The following is a 17,190-nucleotide window of genomic DNA, read 5'->3' as shown; positions in this document are numbered from 1 at the left end:
CCTCAGCCCGCCGGGTCGCGGCGCACATGAGCACGGATCTTGTCGGAGATGGCGATGAGCTGCTCCACCTCGTCCGTGGTGAGGCCGCCGATCAGCTCCTCCCGGATGTGCCGGGCACGGTACGCCTGGGCCCGGCGGGACACCGACAGACCGTCCGGGGTGAGGGACACCACCGTGGCGCGGGCGTCGCCGGGCACCGGCCTCCGCTCCACCAGACCTCGCTGCTCCATGCGTCCGACGTGCTGGTGGAGCCGGCTCTTACCGAACATCAGCGTCTTCGCCAGTTCGAACGAGCGGAGCGTGTGGCCCTCGGCGTTGCCCAGCGCGTCCAGAACCTGCCAGTCCGGCTCGGACAACCCGGTGTCCTGCTGGAGCCTGCGGGTCAGTACCTGCCACAGCTCGGTGTCCATGTGGAAGAAGGCGTCCCACAGTGCGCGTTCGCGCTCTCGCTGCCGCATGGCTCCACACTGTACCGAGCCACCGGCCGGGACAATGACAGCAGGCCCCCCGGACGTGATGTCCGGGGGGCCTGCTGTCATGCGCCCTGCTCGGCCGGGCGAAGGGGCGGAAGCCGCTGCCGGCGTACGACGGGCCGCGCCGCCCGCGCTGGGTCGGCGTCAGGGCCGGGGCGGGAGCGTCGTTCACCGTCGGGCCCCGAGGTTCCTTCCACAGGCTGCTACGGGCAGGCGGGCTCACGCGCTCCATCGCCTGGGGTGGCCGGTCGCGTGGAAGGGGAAAGGGAACGGACAGGCGTACGTGGACGAGGTCCGGCCCGGCGGAGTGGTCGGATGTCGAGATGCTGTCACCAGCGGTACCAGCGGCCCCGGCTCCCCGACGCGCCGGTGCCGCGGGCCACGAAGCCGACCAGCCAGACCACCAGAACGACGATCGCGACCCACCAGAGGATCTTCACCGCGAACCCGAGGCCGAACAGCAGCAGCGCGAGGAGCAGGACGAGAAGCAGGGGAACCATGGTGACCTCCAGAGTCTGTGTCGGGACACCGCATGCCCTGTCCCGGACGGACCATGCACAGCGGTGTTCACCACGACGGCGGGCAGAGGCGTCGGCCCACCTGACGCGGCCGGCTACGACGAGCAAGGGCAGGACGGAGCTCCCGGACGGTGGCGCTCCGTCGTCGGGCCGCTCACCGGGTGCTTAGCCCGGGTGAGCCGGGTAGACGCGCTGCATGCTGAGATATCTGTGGGTGCTGTCGTGGACGATCGTCGGGGTAGGAGCGGTGGTGGCGGCCGCCGTCTGGTCGCCCTGGTGGTGGCTCGCCGCCGGCCCGCTGCTCGCCCTGGCCGTGCTGGCGGTGTGGGACCTGCTGCAGACCCGGCACTCCGTTCTGCGGAACTACCCCGTGCTCGGACACCTGCGGTTCCTCTTCGAGTCCGTCCGGCCCGAGGTGCAGCAGTACTTCGTCGAGCGGAACGTGGACGGTCGGCCGTTCGACCGCGACACCCGCAGCATCGTCTACCAGCGGGCCAAGGGCACCGACGCGGAGGAGCCGTTCGGCACCGAGCTCGACGTGTACGAGACGGGGCGCGAGTTCCTCGTCCCGTCGATGGCGCCGTCGGCGGTGCCCACCGAGGTGCCCCGGGTGCGGATCGGCGGACCTGACTGCACGCAGCCCTACGACATGGCACTGCTGAACGTCTCGGCGATGAGCTTCGGCTCGCTCTCGGCCAACGCGATCCTCGCGCTGAACACCGGGGCGGCGCTCGGCGGCTTCGCCCACGACACCGGTGAGGGCGGGCTCTCCGAGTACCACCTGCGGCCCGGCGGTGACCTGGTCTGGGAGATCGGCACCGGCTACTTCGGCTGCCGGACTGCGGAGGGCGCCTTCGATCCGGAGCAGTTCGCCGAGAAGGCGGCCCACCCGCAGGTCAGGTGCATCTCCCTGAAACTGAGCCAGGGCGCCAAGCCCGGGATCGGCGGAGTGCTGCCGGGGGCGAAGGTCACGGCGGAGATCGCGCGGGTGCGCGGCGTCCCGCAGGGCAAGACCGTCATCTCCCCGCCCTACCACCAGGTCTTCTCCACACCCCGGGAACTGGTCCGCTTTCTCGCCCGGATGCGGGAGCTGGCCGGCGGCAAACCGGTCGGGTTCAAGCTCTGCGTCGGCTCCCGCCGGCAGTTCCTGGCCGTATGCAAGGCGATGCTGGACGAGGGCGTGAGCCCGGACTTCATCGTGGTGGACGGCGCCGAGGGCGGCACCGGTGCCGCACCGCTGGAGTTCGCCGACCACGTCGGACTCCCGCTCACCGACGGACTGCTGACGGTGCACAACGCCCTGCTGGGCAGCGGGCTCCGCGACCGGATCAGAATCGGCGCCAGCGGCAAGGTCGCCACCGGCAGCGACCTCGTCAAGCGGCTGGTCCAGGGCGCCGACTACACGAACGCCGCCCGGGCCATGATGTTCGCCCTCGGGTGCATCCAGGCCCAGCGCTGCCACACCGACACCTGCCCGGTCGGCGTCGCCACCCAGGACCCGCGCCGGGCCCGCGCCCTGTACGTCCCCGACAAGGCCGAGCGGACCCGCCGCTACCAGGAAGCCACGGTCAAGAGCGCGCTGCAGATCATGGCAGCCATGGGCGTCGACGACCCGTCACGTCTGCGCCCGCACATGCTCAACCGCCGGGTCGACGCGCAGACCGTCCGCTCGTACGCCGAGATCCACCCGCCGCTGGCACCGGGCGAGCTGATCGCCGACCCGCCGCAGGACTGGGCACGGGACTGGCACGCCGCCGATCCCGACCGCTTCACCGTCTGAGCCCCGACCCGACCCGTGAACCCCCGACACCAGAGAGGGCCCACCATGACCCGGACCGTCGCACGCCTGATCATCGACACCCTGCGCGACCTGGAGGTGCGCCACGTCTTCGGCGTGGTCGGCGACGCCCTGAACCCGCTGACCGACGCCATCCGCACCACCGACGGCATCGACTGGGTGGGCTGCCGCCACGAGGAAGCCGCCGCGTTCGCCGCCGGCGCGCAGTCCCAGCTCTCCGGCCGGCTCGGCGTCTGCATGGGCACCGTCGGTCCCGGCTCGGTCCACCTGCTCAACGGACTGTACGACGCGGCCAAGAGCGGCACGCCACTGCTCGCCATCGCGGGACAGGTGCCGCTGGCCGAGCTCGGCAGCGACTACTTCCAGGAGGTCGACAACGACCTCCTCTTCAAGGACGTCGCCGTCTTCCGCGCCACCGTCACCTCGCCCGGGCAACTGCCCCGACTCCTGGAGACCGCCGTCCGGGCAGCCCTCGGGGAGGGCGGCGTCGCAGTCCTGACCGTCCCGGGTGACCTGGGCGACCAGGAGGTGCCGGACGACCGCCCCGTCCGCATCCCGGCCGCCCGCGCGGTGACCCGGCCGGCCGACGACGACCTCCGCCGGGCGGCGGAGCTCGTCAACGCGGGAGAGCGGGTGACGCTCCTGGTCGGGCGCGGCGCGCGGGACGCGCGCGCGGAGGTGCTGGAGCTCGCCGAGCAGCTGTCGGCACCGATGGTCCTCACCCTCAAGGCCAAGGAGGGCTTCGAGGGCGACAACCCCCACCAGGTCGGCCAGACCGGCCTGATCGGCAACCCCGCCGCAGTCCACGCGCTGGACTCCTGCGACACCCTGCTGATGCTCGGCACCGACTTCCCCTACCGTGACTGGTACCCCACCGGCTGCACGGTGATCCAGATCGACCTGAGAGAGCGTCACCTCGGCCGGCGCACCCCGCTCGACCTCGGCCTGGTCGGCGATGTCGGCGCCACCCTGCGGGCCCTGCTGCCGCTCCTGGCCCCGGCACCCGACCGGGCGCACCTGGACGCCGCCCGCGAGCGCTTCGACGACTGGCGGGCCGGCCAGCGCGGGCTCGCCGACCCGCACCACGACCACCGGCTCCTGGGTCGGCTGCGCAGCGCCTTCGACAACCGGGACGGCGACGTGCGCCCCGAGGCGCTGGCCGCCGCCGTGGACGCGGCGGCCGGCGAGGACGCCGTCTTCACCTCCGACACCGGGATGGCAACGGTCTGGCTCTCGCGGTTCGTCGAGATGCGCGGGCGGCGCGCGCTGCTGGGCTCGTACAACCTCGGCTCGATGGCCAACGCCATGCCGCAGGCCCTGGGCGCCCAACTGCTGGACCCGGAGCGGCAGGTGGTCGCGTTCTGCGGCGACGGCGGACTGAGCATGCTGCTCGGGGACCTGATGACGATCAAGACGTACCGGCTGCCGGTCAAGCTGATCGTCTTCGACAACCGCCGGCTCGGCATGGTCAAGCTCGAACAGGAACAGGGCGGCCTCCCTGAGTTCGGCACCGAGCTGGACAACCCCGACTTCGCGGCGGTCGCCACCGCCCTCGGGCTGACCGGCATCCGGGTCACCCACCCCGACGAGCTGGCGGAGGGCGTCCGGCGGGCCTTCGACACTCCGGGCCCGGTCCTGCTCGACGTGCTGACCAACCCTCAGGAGCTGGCGGTGCCGGGAAAGCCGACCGTAGCTCAGGGCTGGGGCTTCGCCATCGCCAAGGTCAAGGAGACCCTGAACAGCCCCGGCCGCTGACCGGGGCCGGGGGGCCGTGGTGGTGCACCGCGCGCCCGGCCGCGGGGGCGGCGCTGGACTTCGGAAGGGCCGGGCGCAGGGAAGCTCCTCGGTGCAGCGCCACGCCCGCACCGGGCCGAGTGGGCCGTACCCGGCCGGCAGCTCCAAGGTGGAGCCCGGAAATGGACGTACCACCCTCTGACGTCCCCTCGACCGCGGGCGCAGGAAGCGGGGGGGGGGGGGGGGGCGGCGGGCGGCCCCCCCCCCCCCCCCGCGGGGGGGGGCCCCCCCCCCCCCCCCCCCCCCCCCCCCCGCCACCCCCCCCCCCCCCCCCCCCCCCCCGCCCCCCCCCCCCCCCCCCCCCCCCCCCCCCGCTTCCTCAGGCTGCTTGAGGACGATCCCAACCCCCGTCAGGGTGCGACGATTTGTCGAATCCACCTGTCGGGGGCGGGGCGTCGTGCCTGCCGATCGGGGGCGGGGTCAGTCCTTGCCGGGCACCGCCAGGATGCAGAGCAGGGAGCAGGCCACCGCCGCGGACGGGGCGGTGGTGGTGGGGGTGGTGCCGGCGGGCGCGTTCGCGGCGACGAAGCTCGCGGAGGCGGTGTTCTTCAGCGGGAGCGCCAGCAGCAGGGAGTCGCAGTAGACGGCGCGGCTGGTGCCGGCCGCGAGGGCGAAGGTACCGGCGGCCTGCCGGCAGGCGGGCGTGCTGGCGTCGTTGACGGTGACGGACGCGGCGTCGACCGGTCCGGCGTTGCTGACGGTGATCCGCCAGTGCGCGGTGCCGAGCAGGCCCAGCAGGCCCACGGGGCTGGTCTTGGCCCAGGGCCCGGGACCGCCGGGCAGACAGTCGTGGGAGTTGGCGGAGCCGCAGATCTCCTTCTCCACGGTGACCCGGGGCTGGCAGCCGGTGCCGGGCGCGACCGCGGTGGTGACGGTGTTGGAGGTGAGCGCGCCGTTCGCGTCGCTGCCGTTCGCGGTGTTGGTGACGGCGGTGGCGGTGCAGGCGGCCGCGACGGTGGTGCGGAAGCAGACCTGCGGGCCGTCACCCCGGTACTCGACGACCAGGGAGGGGTGGTTGCCGTTGGTGAAGTCCACGGAGGTGGTCAGCACCAGCTGCGCGGTGACGGTGAGGGCCGGGTGCGCGGTGACGGAGATGCCGGACAGGTCCACCGTGCCGTCCGCGCCGAGCGCCGGGGTCGCGACGGGCGTGCCGTCGGGGTCGGTGACCAGGACCCGGGACGCCGACAGGGTGACGTGCGAGAGGTCGATGTCGGTCAGCCGGACCTTGTCGTAGCCCTGGACGTGACCGCTCGTGCCGTCGCAGTAGAAGTCGCCGGGTGCGAGGGTGACCGACGCTCCGCTGTGCACGCAGGGGCTGGCGCCGGTCGTCGGGTCGAGCGAGAACAGCACGCCGGCGTCGCCGAGGCCGATCAGGCAACGGGTCGTGGAGTCGTAGCTGTAGCCGTAGTCGCGGGTGTCGCCGCCGTGGGCGCTCGGGTGTCCGGCCGGGAGCGGGAAGCCCGCGCAGGGGCCGCCGGTGGCCCAGTCGTGGCAGACGGTCGCGCCGGCCACGCCGCCGCCCCAGATCGGGAAGTAGCTGCGGGTGCCGGTGTCGGTGGTGACGGGCTCGGGGTTGAAGGTCAGCACGCTGCCGGCCAGCGCGCCGAGGCTGCTCGGCGCGGCGTGCGCGGAGCCGTCCAGGCCGTAGCAGGTGGTCAGGACGTTGGCGCCGCCGACGGTGCTGGTGCAGACGCCGTCGGGGTGCCCGGCGGTGTCGTACGCGGTGTAGGCGTTGTAGGTGTAGTAGTTGGCGTTCGGCCCGGCGAGGTGCTGGGTGAGCCAGCCCGCACAGGTGGTGCGGGCGGCGGTGTCGAAGCAGCCGAGCGCGGGCGGCCCGGGGACGGTGGAGGTGCCGGCCTGCGGCGAGCTGGAGACGAAGACCTTGTCGCCGACCACGGTGAGCGCGCCGAAGTAGAGCGCGGTGGGCGTGCTCGGCAGGTCACGGTTGCCGGGGGCGACCGGCACGTACGGTTGGCCGGCGCACGGCGTGCGGGTGGCGAGCGCCAGGCAGAGCACCCGGCCGTTGCTGGCGACGCCGTACAGGTTGTCGCCGGAACGCACCAGGCCCGCCAGGCTGTTGACGCTGCTGGGCGAGCCGCCGGTGGGCGTGAGGGCGGTGAAGCCGCAGTTCGCCTGCGCGTCGAGGTCCAGGCAGCCGACGCCGACCGCGGCGGCGGTGGCGGCGGGGTACAGCACCTGGTTCGGGTGCCCGGGGTCGAACACGTACTGCGGGGTGAGCGGGCTGCCGATGTCACCGGTGGCGCCGCTGCCGAGCGGGCCGACGGCGGTGTTCAGCGGGCGCGGCCAGGGGCCGCCGGTGCAGGGCTGACCGGCCGTCAGGCTGAGGCAGACCACCTGCGGGGCGGTACGCGCGGCGTGGTGGTAGATGTTCCAGGACTGGATCTCGCCGGACGCCGTCCGGTGCAGGATCGGGGTGAACCCGTCGCCTCCGGTGGACTGCGCGGTCGGCTGGACGGGGGCGAGCAGCAGCGGGGAGACGCCGGTGCCGACGCCGCGCAGCACCGGGTTCTCGGCCCGGACGGCGGTGGTCGCGGTGCCGGTGTCGGTGGCGCCGAACGTGCTGCCGTCGGTCGACCAGGACGGCGTCCACCCGGGCGGGACCTTCAGCGAACCGGGCACGTAGGTCTGGGAGTTGCCCGCGCCCGCGATCGGGTCGGTGACGACGGCGGGCGCGGCGGCGCCGGAGGGGCCGCCGCGGTAGGTGACGGCCCAGTTCAGGGTGTCGCCGTGCTCGGCGGTGGCGGCGCCCGGGTGGGTGGTGTTCTGCACGGTCTTCACCAGCGCGGACGACCCGGCGGCGGTGTCGGCCGGGCTGGCGCCGGCCCCGGGGGCGACGCTCCCCAGGCCCAGCAGCAGGAGCGCGGAGGTGACGGCGACGGCCGTGGCGGCGCCGAGCGGACGGCGGCCGGTACGGCGGCTTCGGGCGGTGATCGGCATGGGCGGACGCGGGCTTCTCAGCACTGGTTCTCCACCTCTGATCGGCAGTCGGACTGACGGGTCGTCAGTCCGGTCCGTCGATCAGGGTAAAGGTGCGGTAAGTATGGACCGGACCTACTTTTTCATATTGGTCACATCATGAACGAATATGACTCGACACCTTTCCCTCCCAGCCGTCCGCACCGGCCACCAAGGGCCGATCGCCCTCGAACATCACTTCGATGCCCGCCCGTCCTTGGGCCCCTGGCGTACGACGCCCGCAGCCCGAGCCGCCACACCGTCGGGTCACGTGACGCAGCCAGGCGAGGGACAGTGGCGGCCGCCGGCCGCTACCCGGGCGGGCCGGTGTTCCGGAATCGATGCCGCCGCCGTCTCCGGCGGATTGTTGCCCAAACATGAGCGAACCGGGGCTGGGTGGTGGCCGGGCACCCGCTCGGGCCAAGGCCGGCCGTGCAGGCCGAGAACGCTGATGATCTCCATGAACCATCCTTCCCCCAGCCCGCCTGTCGGCGTACGGTTCGATCTGGCTCCGGCAGGATTTTCGTGGCCGGAAATCGTCAAGTCCCGGCGGTGGGCGGCTGCTGACGGTGCTCTGCTGAACTTGCCCTGCTGTTGCCGCACTTGGCGGACGTGATCGTGACTCCGTCCGATACCGGACAACGCCTGCGCCGGCTGCTCGAAAAGTGAGCCTTTCAGGGTGGCCACCGATCGGGTGACGGCCGGACGGTCGGGATGAGTGCAGAACGAACGAGGCCCCCGGGCGGTTGAGCGAGGTGTCTCACGTCTCAAACAATCAGCCAGGAAGCCTCGTTGGTCATCTGTCGTGCCGCACGCGCTCGTTGAGTGGGTCACCATGCTCAGCGTCCCTGATCGCTCCCTCGGCCGCCCGTGCCGAGGTGGTGAGCATGTGCTCGCCGTCGAACGTCAGCTCGTCGCCCGCACTCCTGCGGCGATACGTGGCGGATACCGCCTCCGGCTACGCTCTCGAACTTCCGTCCGGGAACAGCCCTGGCGGGTCGGACGAGAGTGGAGCGCAGCACCAGATGCACCAGCGAAGCAAGCGAACCGTCGCCCGGGCCGGAGTGCTGGCCCTGGTGGCCGCCGCCACCGCGATAGCCGTACCGACGACCGCCCAGGCAGCCTCGTACAACGGAGCCTGCGGCTCGGGCTACAGCACCATCGACCACCGGGACCTCAACTCCGGCGGCACGGTCTGGCTCACGTACAACCGCTCCACCGGCAAGAACTGCGTGGTGACGATCCGCAACAACCCGGGCCCCGCAGTGCAGATGCTCGCCGGCCTGAAGAAGGCCGGCGCCTCCACCTGGGCGGATCTCGACGAGAATTACTACACCTCCTACGCTGGCCCCGTGTTCCTTTACGCACCGAACTCCTGCATCGACTGGCAGGGCGGGATCGGGGAAAACGTCAGCGGCGGCTTCAACTCCCACTGCGGCTGATCGCTCAACCCTCCGGACGACCGATCGGCACAGCGGGCCGGACCAGGCGGGGGCCTGACGGACCCGCAGCAGGCCCCAGTACACGCCGCCCAGGCATGTGCACTGGGGCCTGGGATGTACGCTGCCGTGCACATCGCCCGGACAGGGCCCCTGCCGCCTCGTGGCAGCGGGGGCCTTGTCCGGTCGGCCGCAGGGGCGCAACAGCACCGGGCGCAGCGGACCGGAGCAGACTCCACCGGGTGCGGCCACCCCGGCCCGGGGCCGAGGAACCGGAGCACGGGCCGGGCTCCGGGCACCGGGGCCACCACCGGCGGGCGGGGAGCAACCCGGCCGTCCGACGGTCCCCGGTACTGATGTGGGGTCGCGTGGTCAACTGTCGTGGGTTTCCCGAAGGACCCAGCCCCGCCGGTGACCGGGTGCGGTCCGCCTGCGGCGTATCGGCTCCAGGTCCTGCCGGCCTCGCCGAGGAGACGGCTGGTGGTCTTGACGTGGCGGCCGAGGGCGTCCGCGACGACAGGCACGGACAGTTCGAGGAACTGCTGCCGGACGGCACCGAGCCGGGGACCAGCCGCCCGGCGGGGTGGTGGCCGACAGCAGGGCCCGGACAGCCGCCTGACGCACCAACACCTACGGCGGCAGGGCAGAACCGGCCACTTCCGAGCGGCAGGCAGCCGGCCCCGGGGCAACGGCCATCCGCCCGCCCCCGGAGCACCGGAGGCCGCGCCGCGCCCGCAGAATCCCCGGCCGACTTCCCCGCGCACCTCCAGAACCCGCCACAGCGGCCTCAACCGGCGGCCGTACCAGCCGGATCCGAGAATGCATCCAGAACGGAACCCAGCGGCATTTCCGATGCGCCGTCAATTCGAGAGAGCGGCCCGGAGCGGCCCCGGCCCCCGGACCGAGCCACGCGCACCGGCCCGAATTGGTTTAGCAGAACCCGCTCCAAGCCCTCGGGACGCCAGGAGCTCCCAGGGCGGGACCGGAGCTGAACGCCCGCACACAGTTCCGTCACACTCACCACCTCACGCAACCACCCACCGGAGACACCCTGAGCAGGCAGACGGACGGGGCAGGCCGAGAGCCCGGACAGCCGAACGGGCAGGCAACCGGGCAAGCAGCGTGATCGCGCGCTCTACGGTGCCCAGGTGTCCGTCCCCCGGTGTCCGTCGCCGGGCGGAAGACCCGGTCAGCGGCCCAGGACGACCTGGTGTCCGGTGGCTTCCAGCTCCAGCCCGTCCTGGGTGGAGCGGGCCGCCGTGAAGTTGATGTTCTGGGGCAGAGGGACCCGCCAGGTGTACCTGCTGCCACCGAACCCGGGGACGCGCAGCTCGAACTCGTCGGCCGCCACCGCCACGCTCGCCGCCGTATCCACCGGCCGGCCGTTCCAGGTCCCGGTGATGCGCAGAGCGGCCTCCCGGTTGCCACCGGCGCCGCCGGGAGCCGTCGCGACGGTGAGCGCGCCGCCCTCGCCGAGCAGCCGGGACACCACCCCGGACAGGTCCTCGTAGCCGATGGTGAGGCGGCCGGTGACCAGGTTGGCACTGGCGCTGCGGCCGGTGAGCGAGGACGCGGCCAGGTCGTGCAGGTCCAGATCGAGCCTGCGCACGTTGAGATGGTCGCCCTGGGCGTTGGCCGTGGTGTTGACAGAGAAGTTCCCCGCGCTCAAGGTCACGTGGTCGAGGCTGAGGTCCGCGGCCTGGGTGAGGAAGGGGAAGCCGTGGATCGAGATCTCGGTGAAGCCGTCGGTCGATCCCGCCCCGTAGCCGTACCGCTCCTCGGCGAGCGCGACGGCCTCCTTCTCCGCATAGTGCACGGCGATCCGGTCCACGGCGACGAACAGCCCCGCGAGTACGACGACCACGACCACCAGCACCTTGACCCAGCGCCGTTTCATTGCGTACTCCCCCGTGCCTCGGTACGCGCACCCTGCGGGCACCGAAGCATCCGATCCTACGCCGTGCCATCCAGAGCCCGACATGACCCGAAGGACCCGGCCTGGCCTGAAGCCGGACGAGGGCCCGGCCCCAGGGAGTCGACAACCATCCGACCCGGCACCCCGAGCAGCAGACCACCGCCCGTCCTGGCAGTGCAACCGACCATCCGCAACTGACCAGGGGAAATGCCTGCGCCCCGACGTCGGACCAGCTCGGTGCGGTGTCTAGGATCACCGCTGGTGACACCCGTTCGCGAGGGGACCGGGCGTCCATCGGCCTCCCGCTCCGGGAACAGCACCACATGGGGGACAGTCCAGATGAAGCTTCGTCAGGCAAGGGCGACCGGGTACGACGCGAAGACCGCTGCAGTCGACGCGAAGGCCCAACCCGTCGACGGGGAAAGCTCCCCCGGCCGGCAGGGGCGACCCGTGGTGGCCGTACTGCTCTGCTGCGCGGCTGTGCTGATTCCTTGGATCATCTACCTCGCTGTCACCATGGATGCCGGTGAGACCACAGTGCGGCGCTGGGGGGTGGCGTGGGTGGGCCTCGACATCGCCGAGGTGATCGGCCTGGTGAGCCTCGCCCTGCTGGTCCGCCGGCAGGACGTCCGGGCCTCCCCCGTCGCAGCTGCGACCGGCACGCTGTTCCTCGTCGACGCATGGTTCGACACCGTGACCGCACACCCGGGCATCGACTATCTGCAGTCGATGTCCCTGGCCTGGCTCGCAGAGGGGCCTTTGGGAGCATTCCTGATGGTGCTCGCCTGGCAGTCCACCAAGTGGGCAGTCGCACGGCAGGCACCCACCGACTGACCTCCGGACACGAAAGTCGGGCCGTCTCACTGAACTCTGACGGTGCCTCAGCGAGGTTCGGCCGAGGCGGGGGGCGGGGCCGAGAGGAGGCCGCAGCTGGCGCGCTCCTATGATCCGCAGGTGATCCAGCACCTCGCCCGCCCACCGCAACTCGTCCGCATCACCTGTGCCGCCGTCCTGGCGGTTGCAGGCTGGTACGCCGTGCAGACCGTGCACCCCGACTGCACCTACGGAATGATCACCATGGGCGACGCGCAAGGCAGAGTGCGGACTGACGAGGAGCAGAGCGCCGACGCCTACCAGCAGGCCATCGCGTCAGGCTGGTGCGAGGCCCCGCACGCCCGCTGGCACGACTGGCTCGGCTGACCGTCGAGCGGGCACCACCCCAACCGACCGAGAGCCTGGCGGTGGCCAGTCAGCACGCAAACCCTGGCCACCTACGGAGCGCAGGCACATGCACCCCCTTCAGGGCGCTTGCCGTCGCCGGAGCACCGGGAAATCGCCGCTGGAACGGGGCTGACGAGGGCCGGCTCCACCGCGTAGAGAGCCACGATCGCGATTCGCCTGGTCCCTCCGCCCGGGTGCACGTCACGGATACGACGGAGCCTTCCTTCGCCGACCGAGGTCGGCGAAGGAAGGCTCCGTCGTATCCGGGTACCGACCGTCAGGTCAGATGCTCAGCACCTGGCCGGGCAGGATCAGGTCGATGTCGCCACCGATGACCGCGGCGTTGTCGGTGTAGAGGGTATTGAGGTTCACGCCGTGGGCGGCGGCGATGGCGTTCAGGGTGTCACCGCTCTTGACCGTGTAGCTGCCACCCGTGCTCTTCTGCGCGGGGGCGGCCGGAGCCGCCGGAGCGGTCTTCTCGACGGGCTTGCGCTCGGCGCTGCGCGAGGCGGCCGAGGTGTCGTTCTTCGGCGCGGCCTTGGTGGTCTGGTCCGCCGACTTGGTGGACTTCGCCGGGGCGGCGGCGGAGGTGTCGACCTGGGCCGCTGCGCCGCCCTTGGTCAGGCCGGCCTGCACGGAGCAGACCGGCCAGGCGCCGGGGCCCTGCGAGGCGAGCACCTTCTCGGCGACCGCGATCTGCTGGCCCTTGCTCGCCTGGTCGGCGGAGGCCGCGTACTGGGTGCCGCCGTACGCGGCCCAGGTGCTCGGGGTGAACTGCAGGCCGCCGGAGAAGCCGTTGCCCGTGTTGATGCTCCAGTTGCCGGTGCTCTCGCACTGGGCGACGGCGTCCCAGGTCGAGCTGGACGCGGCAGAGGCCGACGTGGCCGTCACGAGGCCCGCCACCGGGAGAGCGGCCACAGCGCCGCCCATCAGGACCATCCGCAGGCGGTTGCGCTTGGCGGAGGTGGTGGCGGCGGTGGTCTCGTTACGGAAGGTCATACAGATCCTCTCGGAAGCCCTGGGCGGACAGCACGGAGCGGCCCCGCACGGGGGTGTACTCCGGGATGTCGCACGCAGCGGGCGGCTGCTCACGTGTCGGACGCGGGCTGCCGCCCCGGTCACCTTCACCGCGTGTGCCCGGCCGCCTCGTGGGCGGGGGCCGCGGGTGGTGAACCCAGGTGGTGCGCTGTGCACTGGTTACGAAGCTACGAGCCCTCGGGGGCCCCGGGCAAGCATTTCGGCGAAAAGGCAGCTCAGGGCGGGGTTACCGAAGGTACGACCGGAACCGGACCCCCCATTTCAAGGGCCGGGCAGGTCCTCCGGACAGCCGTTTTGGGCCCCGCTGTGCCCGCCGTCACCCTTCGCAGGTGGTGACGCCGAGCACACCCTCGACCCAGCGCGAGGACACGGCCACCGACGGTCGGATTCACGGTGACCACAGCAGCGCCCCCAGTGGCCCCCCTCACAACCGTCCCCCGAGACCCGGCCGAGGAGTGCGGTCGCCATGCCCCGATGTCCTCCCGGTCTCGGATCGGCAGGGCCCGGGACGCGGCCGGTTCGCTGTGAGAGGCGTTGGCCGTGCATCAGGCGGGCCACGGTGCTGCGTGGAGGAGGTGGGTCGGCCCGGGCGGTCGTCTGCGTTCGCGTACGGGGCGCTGGTCCAAGGGTCGCAGTCGTCGCGAAGGCCGCCCGACCGCTCGCCGGACCCTGGCCGCCCCTCCTCTGACCCGCTGCGGCACCGACGGACCACATAAGCTTTCGCCGTGGACGACATCACCGGTGGCATACGGATCAGACCGGGCGGCCTGGCCGACGCACCGATCATTCTGGACATGCTCGACTCCGCAGTGGCCTGGATGAACAGTCGCGGCAACACCGAGCAGTGGGGCACGACACCGCATTCGCAGCAGCCCGACCGAGTGGCACGGGTCGAGCGGTACACGACCGCGAACACCCCGTTCATCGCGGAGCTGCACGGAACTCCCGTCGGAGCCCTGGTGTTGGACTCCGGGCCCAGCCCGCAGATGCCCATCGTGCCGGCCGAGGAACCCGAGCGGTACGTCCGGCTGCTGGTCTCCGACCGACGCTACGCCGGTCTGGGCATCGGAGCGGCACTGCTGGACCATGCTGCCGAAAAGACCCGCCGGGCCGGCGTGGAATTGCTCCGGGTCGACTGCTGGGCCGGTGGCGGGGGCGAACTGGTCGCCTTCTACGAGCGCAACGGATTCACTCCCACCGACCGCTTCCTGTCCGGGACCTGGCCGGGCCAGGTGCTGGCCCGGCGGCTCCGCTGACCGCGTGGTGCACGGGAGGGAGTGACAGAGTCCGTTCCTGGTGAGCGGTATCGGGGTGTGCCCGTCTACTCGCCGTGCCCAGGGGATCGACCAAGCGCAAGCGGGTCGGCCTGGCCACAAGACATAGGCACCGAGTCGCGCAGAGCCGCCAACTGCGAACTGCACGAAGCCGTGTGTGAGCTTTGCACCGCTCCGACGGACACCATCGTTGTGGTGGTCAGGCTGTATCCGCGTCAGGCCGTACGGATCCGGTCGCCGACCTCCGGCCTCGCCTCGAACCCGGCCGCCTTGTACGTGGCGACGCCACCGACGTTGGAGCTCGGCGTGCACACACGGACGCTCGACGAGCCCATCTCCCGCAGCGCGGCCGCCCCGGCGACGGTGATCGCCCGGCCGTATCCGCGACCGCGATGGTCCTCGTGGACGCCCAGCGGCTCGACCAGTCCCGGCTTCCCCGGACCGGCCGACCAGACCGTCACCACCGCCGCCGGACTGCCCTGTTCGTCGTAGGCGCCCAGGCAGCGGGCATCGGCGTGGAACGGCGCCGTCGACATCGCATGCCAGTACTCACGTGTAGGCCGCAGGGTGTTGAACGCCGACCGCAGAACGTCCGCGAAGTCCTGTGCCTGCTCCGGGCCGATCTCCTTGATCCGCATCCCGGGGTCCTCCACCGCGTCCGCGAGGTCACGGAAGAGCGGCGTCCACGGCTCGTCGACACCCCAGCCCTCCTCGGTCAGCAGGTCGTGCAGCAGCAGGCCCAGCGGCGCCTCGATCGACACCGATCCTCCCGGCAGCACGCCACGCTCGGGCAGCGAGAGATCCTCGACGAGCCGTCGCGCCAAGTCCTCGTCCTGGAAAGCGTCGGGAGCGACCGTCATCCGCAACACGGTCGGCGAATCCAGCATCCCGACGGCGAGGATCCGTCCGCCCCGGCTCCAGGTCCGAACCACCGCAGCCGTCTCAGCCGTCCCCAACCGGTAGTTCCATCCGATGTCGCCCGAATGCAGCTGCATCGGCGCTGCGTCGTACTGCCAATCCCGCAGCGCGCCCATGGCCTCGCGCACCCCACCTGCCGTCGGCGTTCCCAGCACAGTCGTCATAGCCGCGATCCGACACCCCGCCCCGGGACCTCTGCAACCCAATAACCGGTCCACGTCCCTGAACCCGCGCACCGACCCAGATCGGTCCGAACGCCATCCAAGCCGCTCGAAACGCCACCGGGCCACAGGTTCGAACACGCGCACCACTGCGGAGGGATGATCCCGGATCAGAACACCCTCGCTCTCCGGCAGCCGAACACCCGGGGATGCCCGTCCCGCCCGGGCCGCAGCCGGCGGCGACCTGAATGGGGCCAAGCACCACCAGCCAGAACGTGTCCTCGGGCCCCGGTCGATACGGCGCCGGTGGACGATCCTGCCGATCACTCTCCCGCACACCACCCCGGCCCGGCGCGTCACGATCCTCGTCGGCCACCGCGCAACCGGTCGGCCGCCTCGGCTCCGGTCCGAGTCATCCAGTGGGCGACGAACAAGGAGGGGTACCCGGTCAGCCAACTTCAACCATTGCACGTTCCGGCCAGGACGCTCGTGCGGACAACGGTCACCGCACCACTCCGTCACATCCAGGCCGGATGATCCGACGAGACCGTTCGGGCCGCCCGAACTCCGTTGGGAGCGGAGCCTCAAGCCAGTATCGACAGCCTCGCGCTCGGCGTGCGATTTCCGTCGCCGTTCGCCCCTGTCCGGGCGCCCGCACTCACGGAACCGAGCGTGGGTCAGTGGCGGGTCACGGGGTTGTGGCTTCAGGTGGGTGCGCGAGATCGTTTGAGGCGATACCCCCGTCGTTGCCTGTTGGAGGACCTCCGTGCCCGATATCGCACCCGCGTCGCTGCCCGCCCCGCCCTACTACGCGGTGGTGTTCACCTCCGTGCGGACCGCTGGTGAGAACGGCTACGGGGACAGGGCCGAGCGGATGCTCGAACTGGCTGCCGGCCAACCGGGTTTCCTCGGCGTAGATTCGGCTCGCAGCGCGGACGGTCTGGGGATCACGGTGTCGTACTGGAAGGACGAGGAGTCCATCGCGGCCTGGCGAAGTCACGCGGAGCACGCACTGACCCGTACCCATGGGCGCGAGCACTGGTACGCCTCGTTCTCGGTCCACGTGGCCAAGGTCGAACGCGCCTACGGGTTCCTCCGCCCGGAAGATCTGTAGGTGCCGCAGCCCGTCCTCGTGCTCGTTCGCGTGGAAGCCCATGGGTCGCGCCGCGCCGGCCGGCGCACGAAACCTCCGCGCGCGGGCGACCCGCACCCCGGCCCGTTGTCAGCGCGCAGGGCGATCGCAGCGATGGACGCGACCAGCCGGGTGCAGGCCATCGCTTCGCGTCACTTGTAGGGCGGCATGTTGCCGGCCGGATTTCCGGAGCTCCAGTCCAGGTGGGACACGAGGACGGCCAACAGGAGGACCACCAGGATCAGGACCAGCACCCCCACCCAGAAACTGTCTGCGGGATCGGGACGGTGCGGCTCCGACGGGCTGTCCGGCCGGTCACCACCGCCCTCACCCGTACGGTCCTCGGCATCGCTGTCCCCATCGCCCGCCACGGCCCCTCCTTCGGTCAGGGCTATGGCACCGTCTCGCACGGCAGCCGTCAAGACCGCCCGGGCTGGTTGAAGTTCCCCCGTGATCCTGGACACTCGTTCTTATGCTGCGAGGGTGTGTCGTTGTCGGGTTTCGTGTGGGGTGAGGTAGCCCCAGCTGGGGTG

Annotated in this window: 14 protein-coding genes; 7 read left to right on the top strand and 7 right to left on the bottom strand. The window is 71.6% G+C overall.

The genetic code is table 11. The features are described from left to right. Window positions 1-2 precede the first annotated feature (2 nt). Together ACIRPK_RS33695 and ACIRPK_RS33690 are read right to left on the bottom strand one after the other, a co-directional pair. A complete protein-coding gene (locus tag ACIRPK_RS33695) occupies window positions 3-458 on the bottom strand; it encodes a MarR family winged helix-turn-helix transcriptional regulator (RefSeq protein ID WP_403045899.1) in 456 nt (151 codons plus the stop codon). A gap of 344 nt (window positions 459-802) precedes the next feature. Beyond that, window positions 803-973: a hydrophobic protein gene (locus tag ACIRPK_RS33690; protein WP_327071377.1), complete on the bottom strand. Its 171-nt coding sequence runs from the start codon at window positions 971-973 to the stop codon at window positions 803-805. A 214-nt stretch (window positions 974-1,187) separates the two neighbouring features. Here ACIRPK_RS33690 and ACIRPK_RS33685 point away from each other — a divergent pair, with 214 nt between their 5' ends. Together ACIRPK_RS33685 and ACIRPK_RS33680 are read left to right on the top strand one after the other, a co-directional pair. Beyond that, window positions 1,188-2,771: an FMN-binding glutamate synthase family protein gene (locus ACIRPK_RS33685; protein ID WP_403045894.1), complete on the top strand. Its 1,584-nt coding sequence runs from the start codon at window positions 1,188-1,190 to the stop codon at window positions 2,769-2,771. 45 nt (window positions 2,772-2,816) lie between these two features. Further along, on the top strand, window positions 2,817-4,544 hold the full coding sequence (locus ACIRPK_RS33680) for a thiamine pyrophosphate-dependent enzyme (protein ID WP_403045892.1): 1,728 nt from the start codon (window positions 2,817-2,819) through the stop codon (window positions 4,542-4,544). Window positions 4,545-5,003: 459 nt separating this feature from the next. On the opposite strand, the gene ACIRPK_RS33675 is transcribed toward ACIRPK_RS33680, so the two are convergent. Further along, window positions 5,004-7,541, bottom strand: a complete 2,538-nt coding sequence (locus ACIRPK_RS33675) for a hypothetical protein (RefSeq protein ID WP_403045889.1) — start codon at window positions 7,539-7,541, stop codon at window positions 5,004-5,006. 1,043 nt (window positions 7,542-8,584) lie between these two features. On the opposite strand from ACIRPK_RS33675, the gene ACIRPK_RS33670 reads away from it, so the two are divergent. After that, window positions 8,585-9,001, top strand: coding sequence for a spore-associated protein A (locus ACIRPK_RS33670; RefSeq protein WP_403045886.1), 417 nt, complete (start codon window positions 8,585-8,587; stop codon window positions 8,999-9,001). 1,186 nt (window positions 9,002-10,187) lie between these two features. On the opposite strand, the gene ACIRPK_RS33665 is transcribed toward ACIRPK_RS33670, so the two are convergent. Next, window positions 10,188-10,895: a DUF2993 domain-containing protein gene (locus ACIRPK_RS33665; protein ID WP_403045884.1), complete on the bottom strand. Its 708-nt coding sequence runs from the start codon at window positions 10,893-10,895 to the stop codon at window positions 10,188-10,190. A gap of 357 nt (window positions 10,896-11,252) precedes the next feature. On the opposite strand from ACIRPK_RS33665, the gene ACIRPK_RS33660 reads away from it, so the two are divergent. Both ACIRPK_RS33660 and ACIRPK_RS33655 read left to right on the top strand, forming a co-directional pair. Further along, window positions 11,253-11,747, top strand: a complete 495-nt coding sequence (locus tag ACIRPK_RS33660) for a hypothetical protein (protein WP_403045881.1) — start codon at window positions 11,253-11,255, stop codon at window positions 11,745-11,747. 120 nt (window positions 11,748-11,867) lie between these two features. Further along, complete coding sequence (locus ACIRPK_RS33655; RefSeq protein WP_403045879.1) at window positions 11,868-12,113, top strand: hypothetical protein; 246 nt, start codon at window positions 11,868-11,870, stop codon at window positions 12,111-12,113. 303 nt (window positions 12,114-12,416) lie between these two features. On the opposite strand, the gene ACIRPK_RS33650 is transcribed toward ACIRPK_RS33655, so the two are convergent. Next, on the bottom strand, window positions 12,417-13,133 hold the full coding sequence (locus tag ACIRPK_RS33650) for a transglycosylase family protein (RefSeq protein ID WP_403045876.1): 717 nt from the start codon (window positions 13,131-13,133) through the stop codon (window positions 12,417-12,419). Window positions 13,134-13,897: 764 nt separating this feature from the next. Between ACIRPK_RS33650 and ACIRPK_RS33645 the strand changes: the two genes are divergently transcribed. Then, window positions 13,898-14,428, top strand: a complete 531-nt coding sequence (locus ACIRPK_RS33645; RefSeq protein WP_403045874.1) for a GNAT family N-acetyltransferase — start codon at window positions 13,898-13,900, stop codon at window positions 14,426-14,428. Window positions 14,429-14,661: 233 nt separating this feature from the next. Here the strand turns inward: ACIRPK_RS33645 and ACIRPK_RS33640 are convergent, their stop codons facing one another. Continuing rightward, window positions 14,662-15,528, bottom strand: a complete 867-nt coding sequence (locus ACIRPK_RS33640; protein ID WP_403045871.1) for a GNAT family N-acetyltransferase — start codon at window positions 15,526-15,528, stop codon at window positions 14,662-14,664. Window positions 15,529-16,291: 763 nt separating this feature from the next. On the opposite strand from ACIRPK_RS33640, the gene ACIRPK_RS33635 reads away from it, so the two are divergent. Beyond that, window positions 16,292-16,639, top strand: coding sequence for an antibiotic biosynthesis monooxygenase family protein (locus ACIRPK_RS33635; RefSeq protein ID WP_403045868.1), 348 nt, complete (start codon window positions 16,292-16,294; stop codon window positions 16,637-16,639). Window positions 16,640-16,809: 170 nt separating this feature from the next. Here ACIRPK_RS33635 and ACIRPK_RS33630 read toward each other — a convergent pair whose 3' ends face one another. Continuing rightward, on the bottom strand, window positions 16,810-17,028 hold the full coding sequence (locus ACIRPK_RS33630) for a hypothetical protein (protein ID WP_403045865.1): 219 nt from the start codon (window positions 17,026-17,028) through the stop codon (window positions 16,810-16,812). Window positions 17,029-17,190: the final 162 nt, after the last annotated feature.

Source organism: Kitasatospora sp. NPDC101801, assembly GCF_044766665.1.
In the GTDB taxonomy this organism is placed as follows: Bacteria; Actinomycetota; Actinomycetes; order Streptomycetales; family Streptomycetaceae; genus Kitasatospora.
The sequence above is the reverse complement of the archived record's forward strand: the minus strand, read 5'-3'. Positions and strand labels throughout refer to the sequence as shown.

Excerpts from the sequence above, each read along its gene's own strand:
- ACIRPK_RS33695 (WP_403045899.1), bottom strand. The coding sequence starts at position 458 with ATGCGGCAGCGAGAGCGCGAACGCGCACTGTGGGACGCCTTCTTCCAC.
- ACIRPK_RS33690 (WP_327071377.1), bottom strand. The coding sequence starts at position 973 with ATGGTTCCCCTGCTTCTCGTCCTGCTCCTCGCGCTGCTGCTGTTCGGC.
- ACIRPK_RS33685 (WP_403045894.1), top strand. The coding sequence starts at position 1,188 with ATGCTGAGATATCTGTGGGTGCTGTCGTGGACGATCGTCGGGGTAGGA.
- ACIRPK_RS33680 (WP_403045892.1), top strand. The coding sequence starts at position 2,817 with ATGACCCGGACCGTCGCACGCCTGATCATCGACACCCTGCGCGACCTG.
- ACIRPK_RS33675 (WP_403045889.1), bottom strand. The coding sequence starts at position 7,541 with ATGCCGATCACCGCCCGAAGCCGCCGTACCGGCCGCCGTCCGCTCGGC.
- ACIRPK_RS33670 (WP_403045886.1), top strand. The coding sequence starts at position 8,585 with ATGCACCAGCGAAGCAAGCGAACCGTCGCCCGGGCCGGAGTGCTGGCC.
- ACIRPK_RS33665 (WP_403045884.1), bottom strand. The coding sequence starts at position 10,895 with ATGAAACGGCGCTGGGTCAAGGTGCTGGTGGTCGTGGTCGTCGTACTC.
- ACIRPK_RS33660 (WP_403045881.1), top strand. The coding sequence starts at position 11,253 with ATGAAGCTTCGTCAGGCAAGGGCGACCGGGTACGACGCGAAGACCGCT.
- ACIRPK_RS33650 (WP_403045876.1), bottom strand. The coding sequence starts at position 13,133 with ATGACCTTCCGTAACGAGACCACCGCCGCCACCACCTCCGCCAAGCGC.
- ACIRPK_RS33640 (WP_403045871.1), bottom strand. The coding sequence starts at position 15,528 with ATGACGACTGTGCTGGGAACGCCGACGGCAGGTGGGGTGCGCGAGGCC.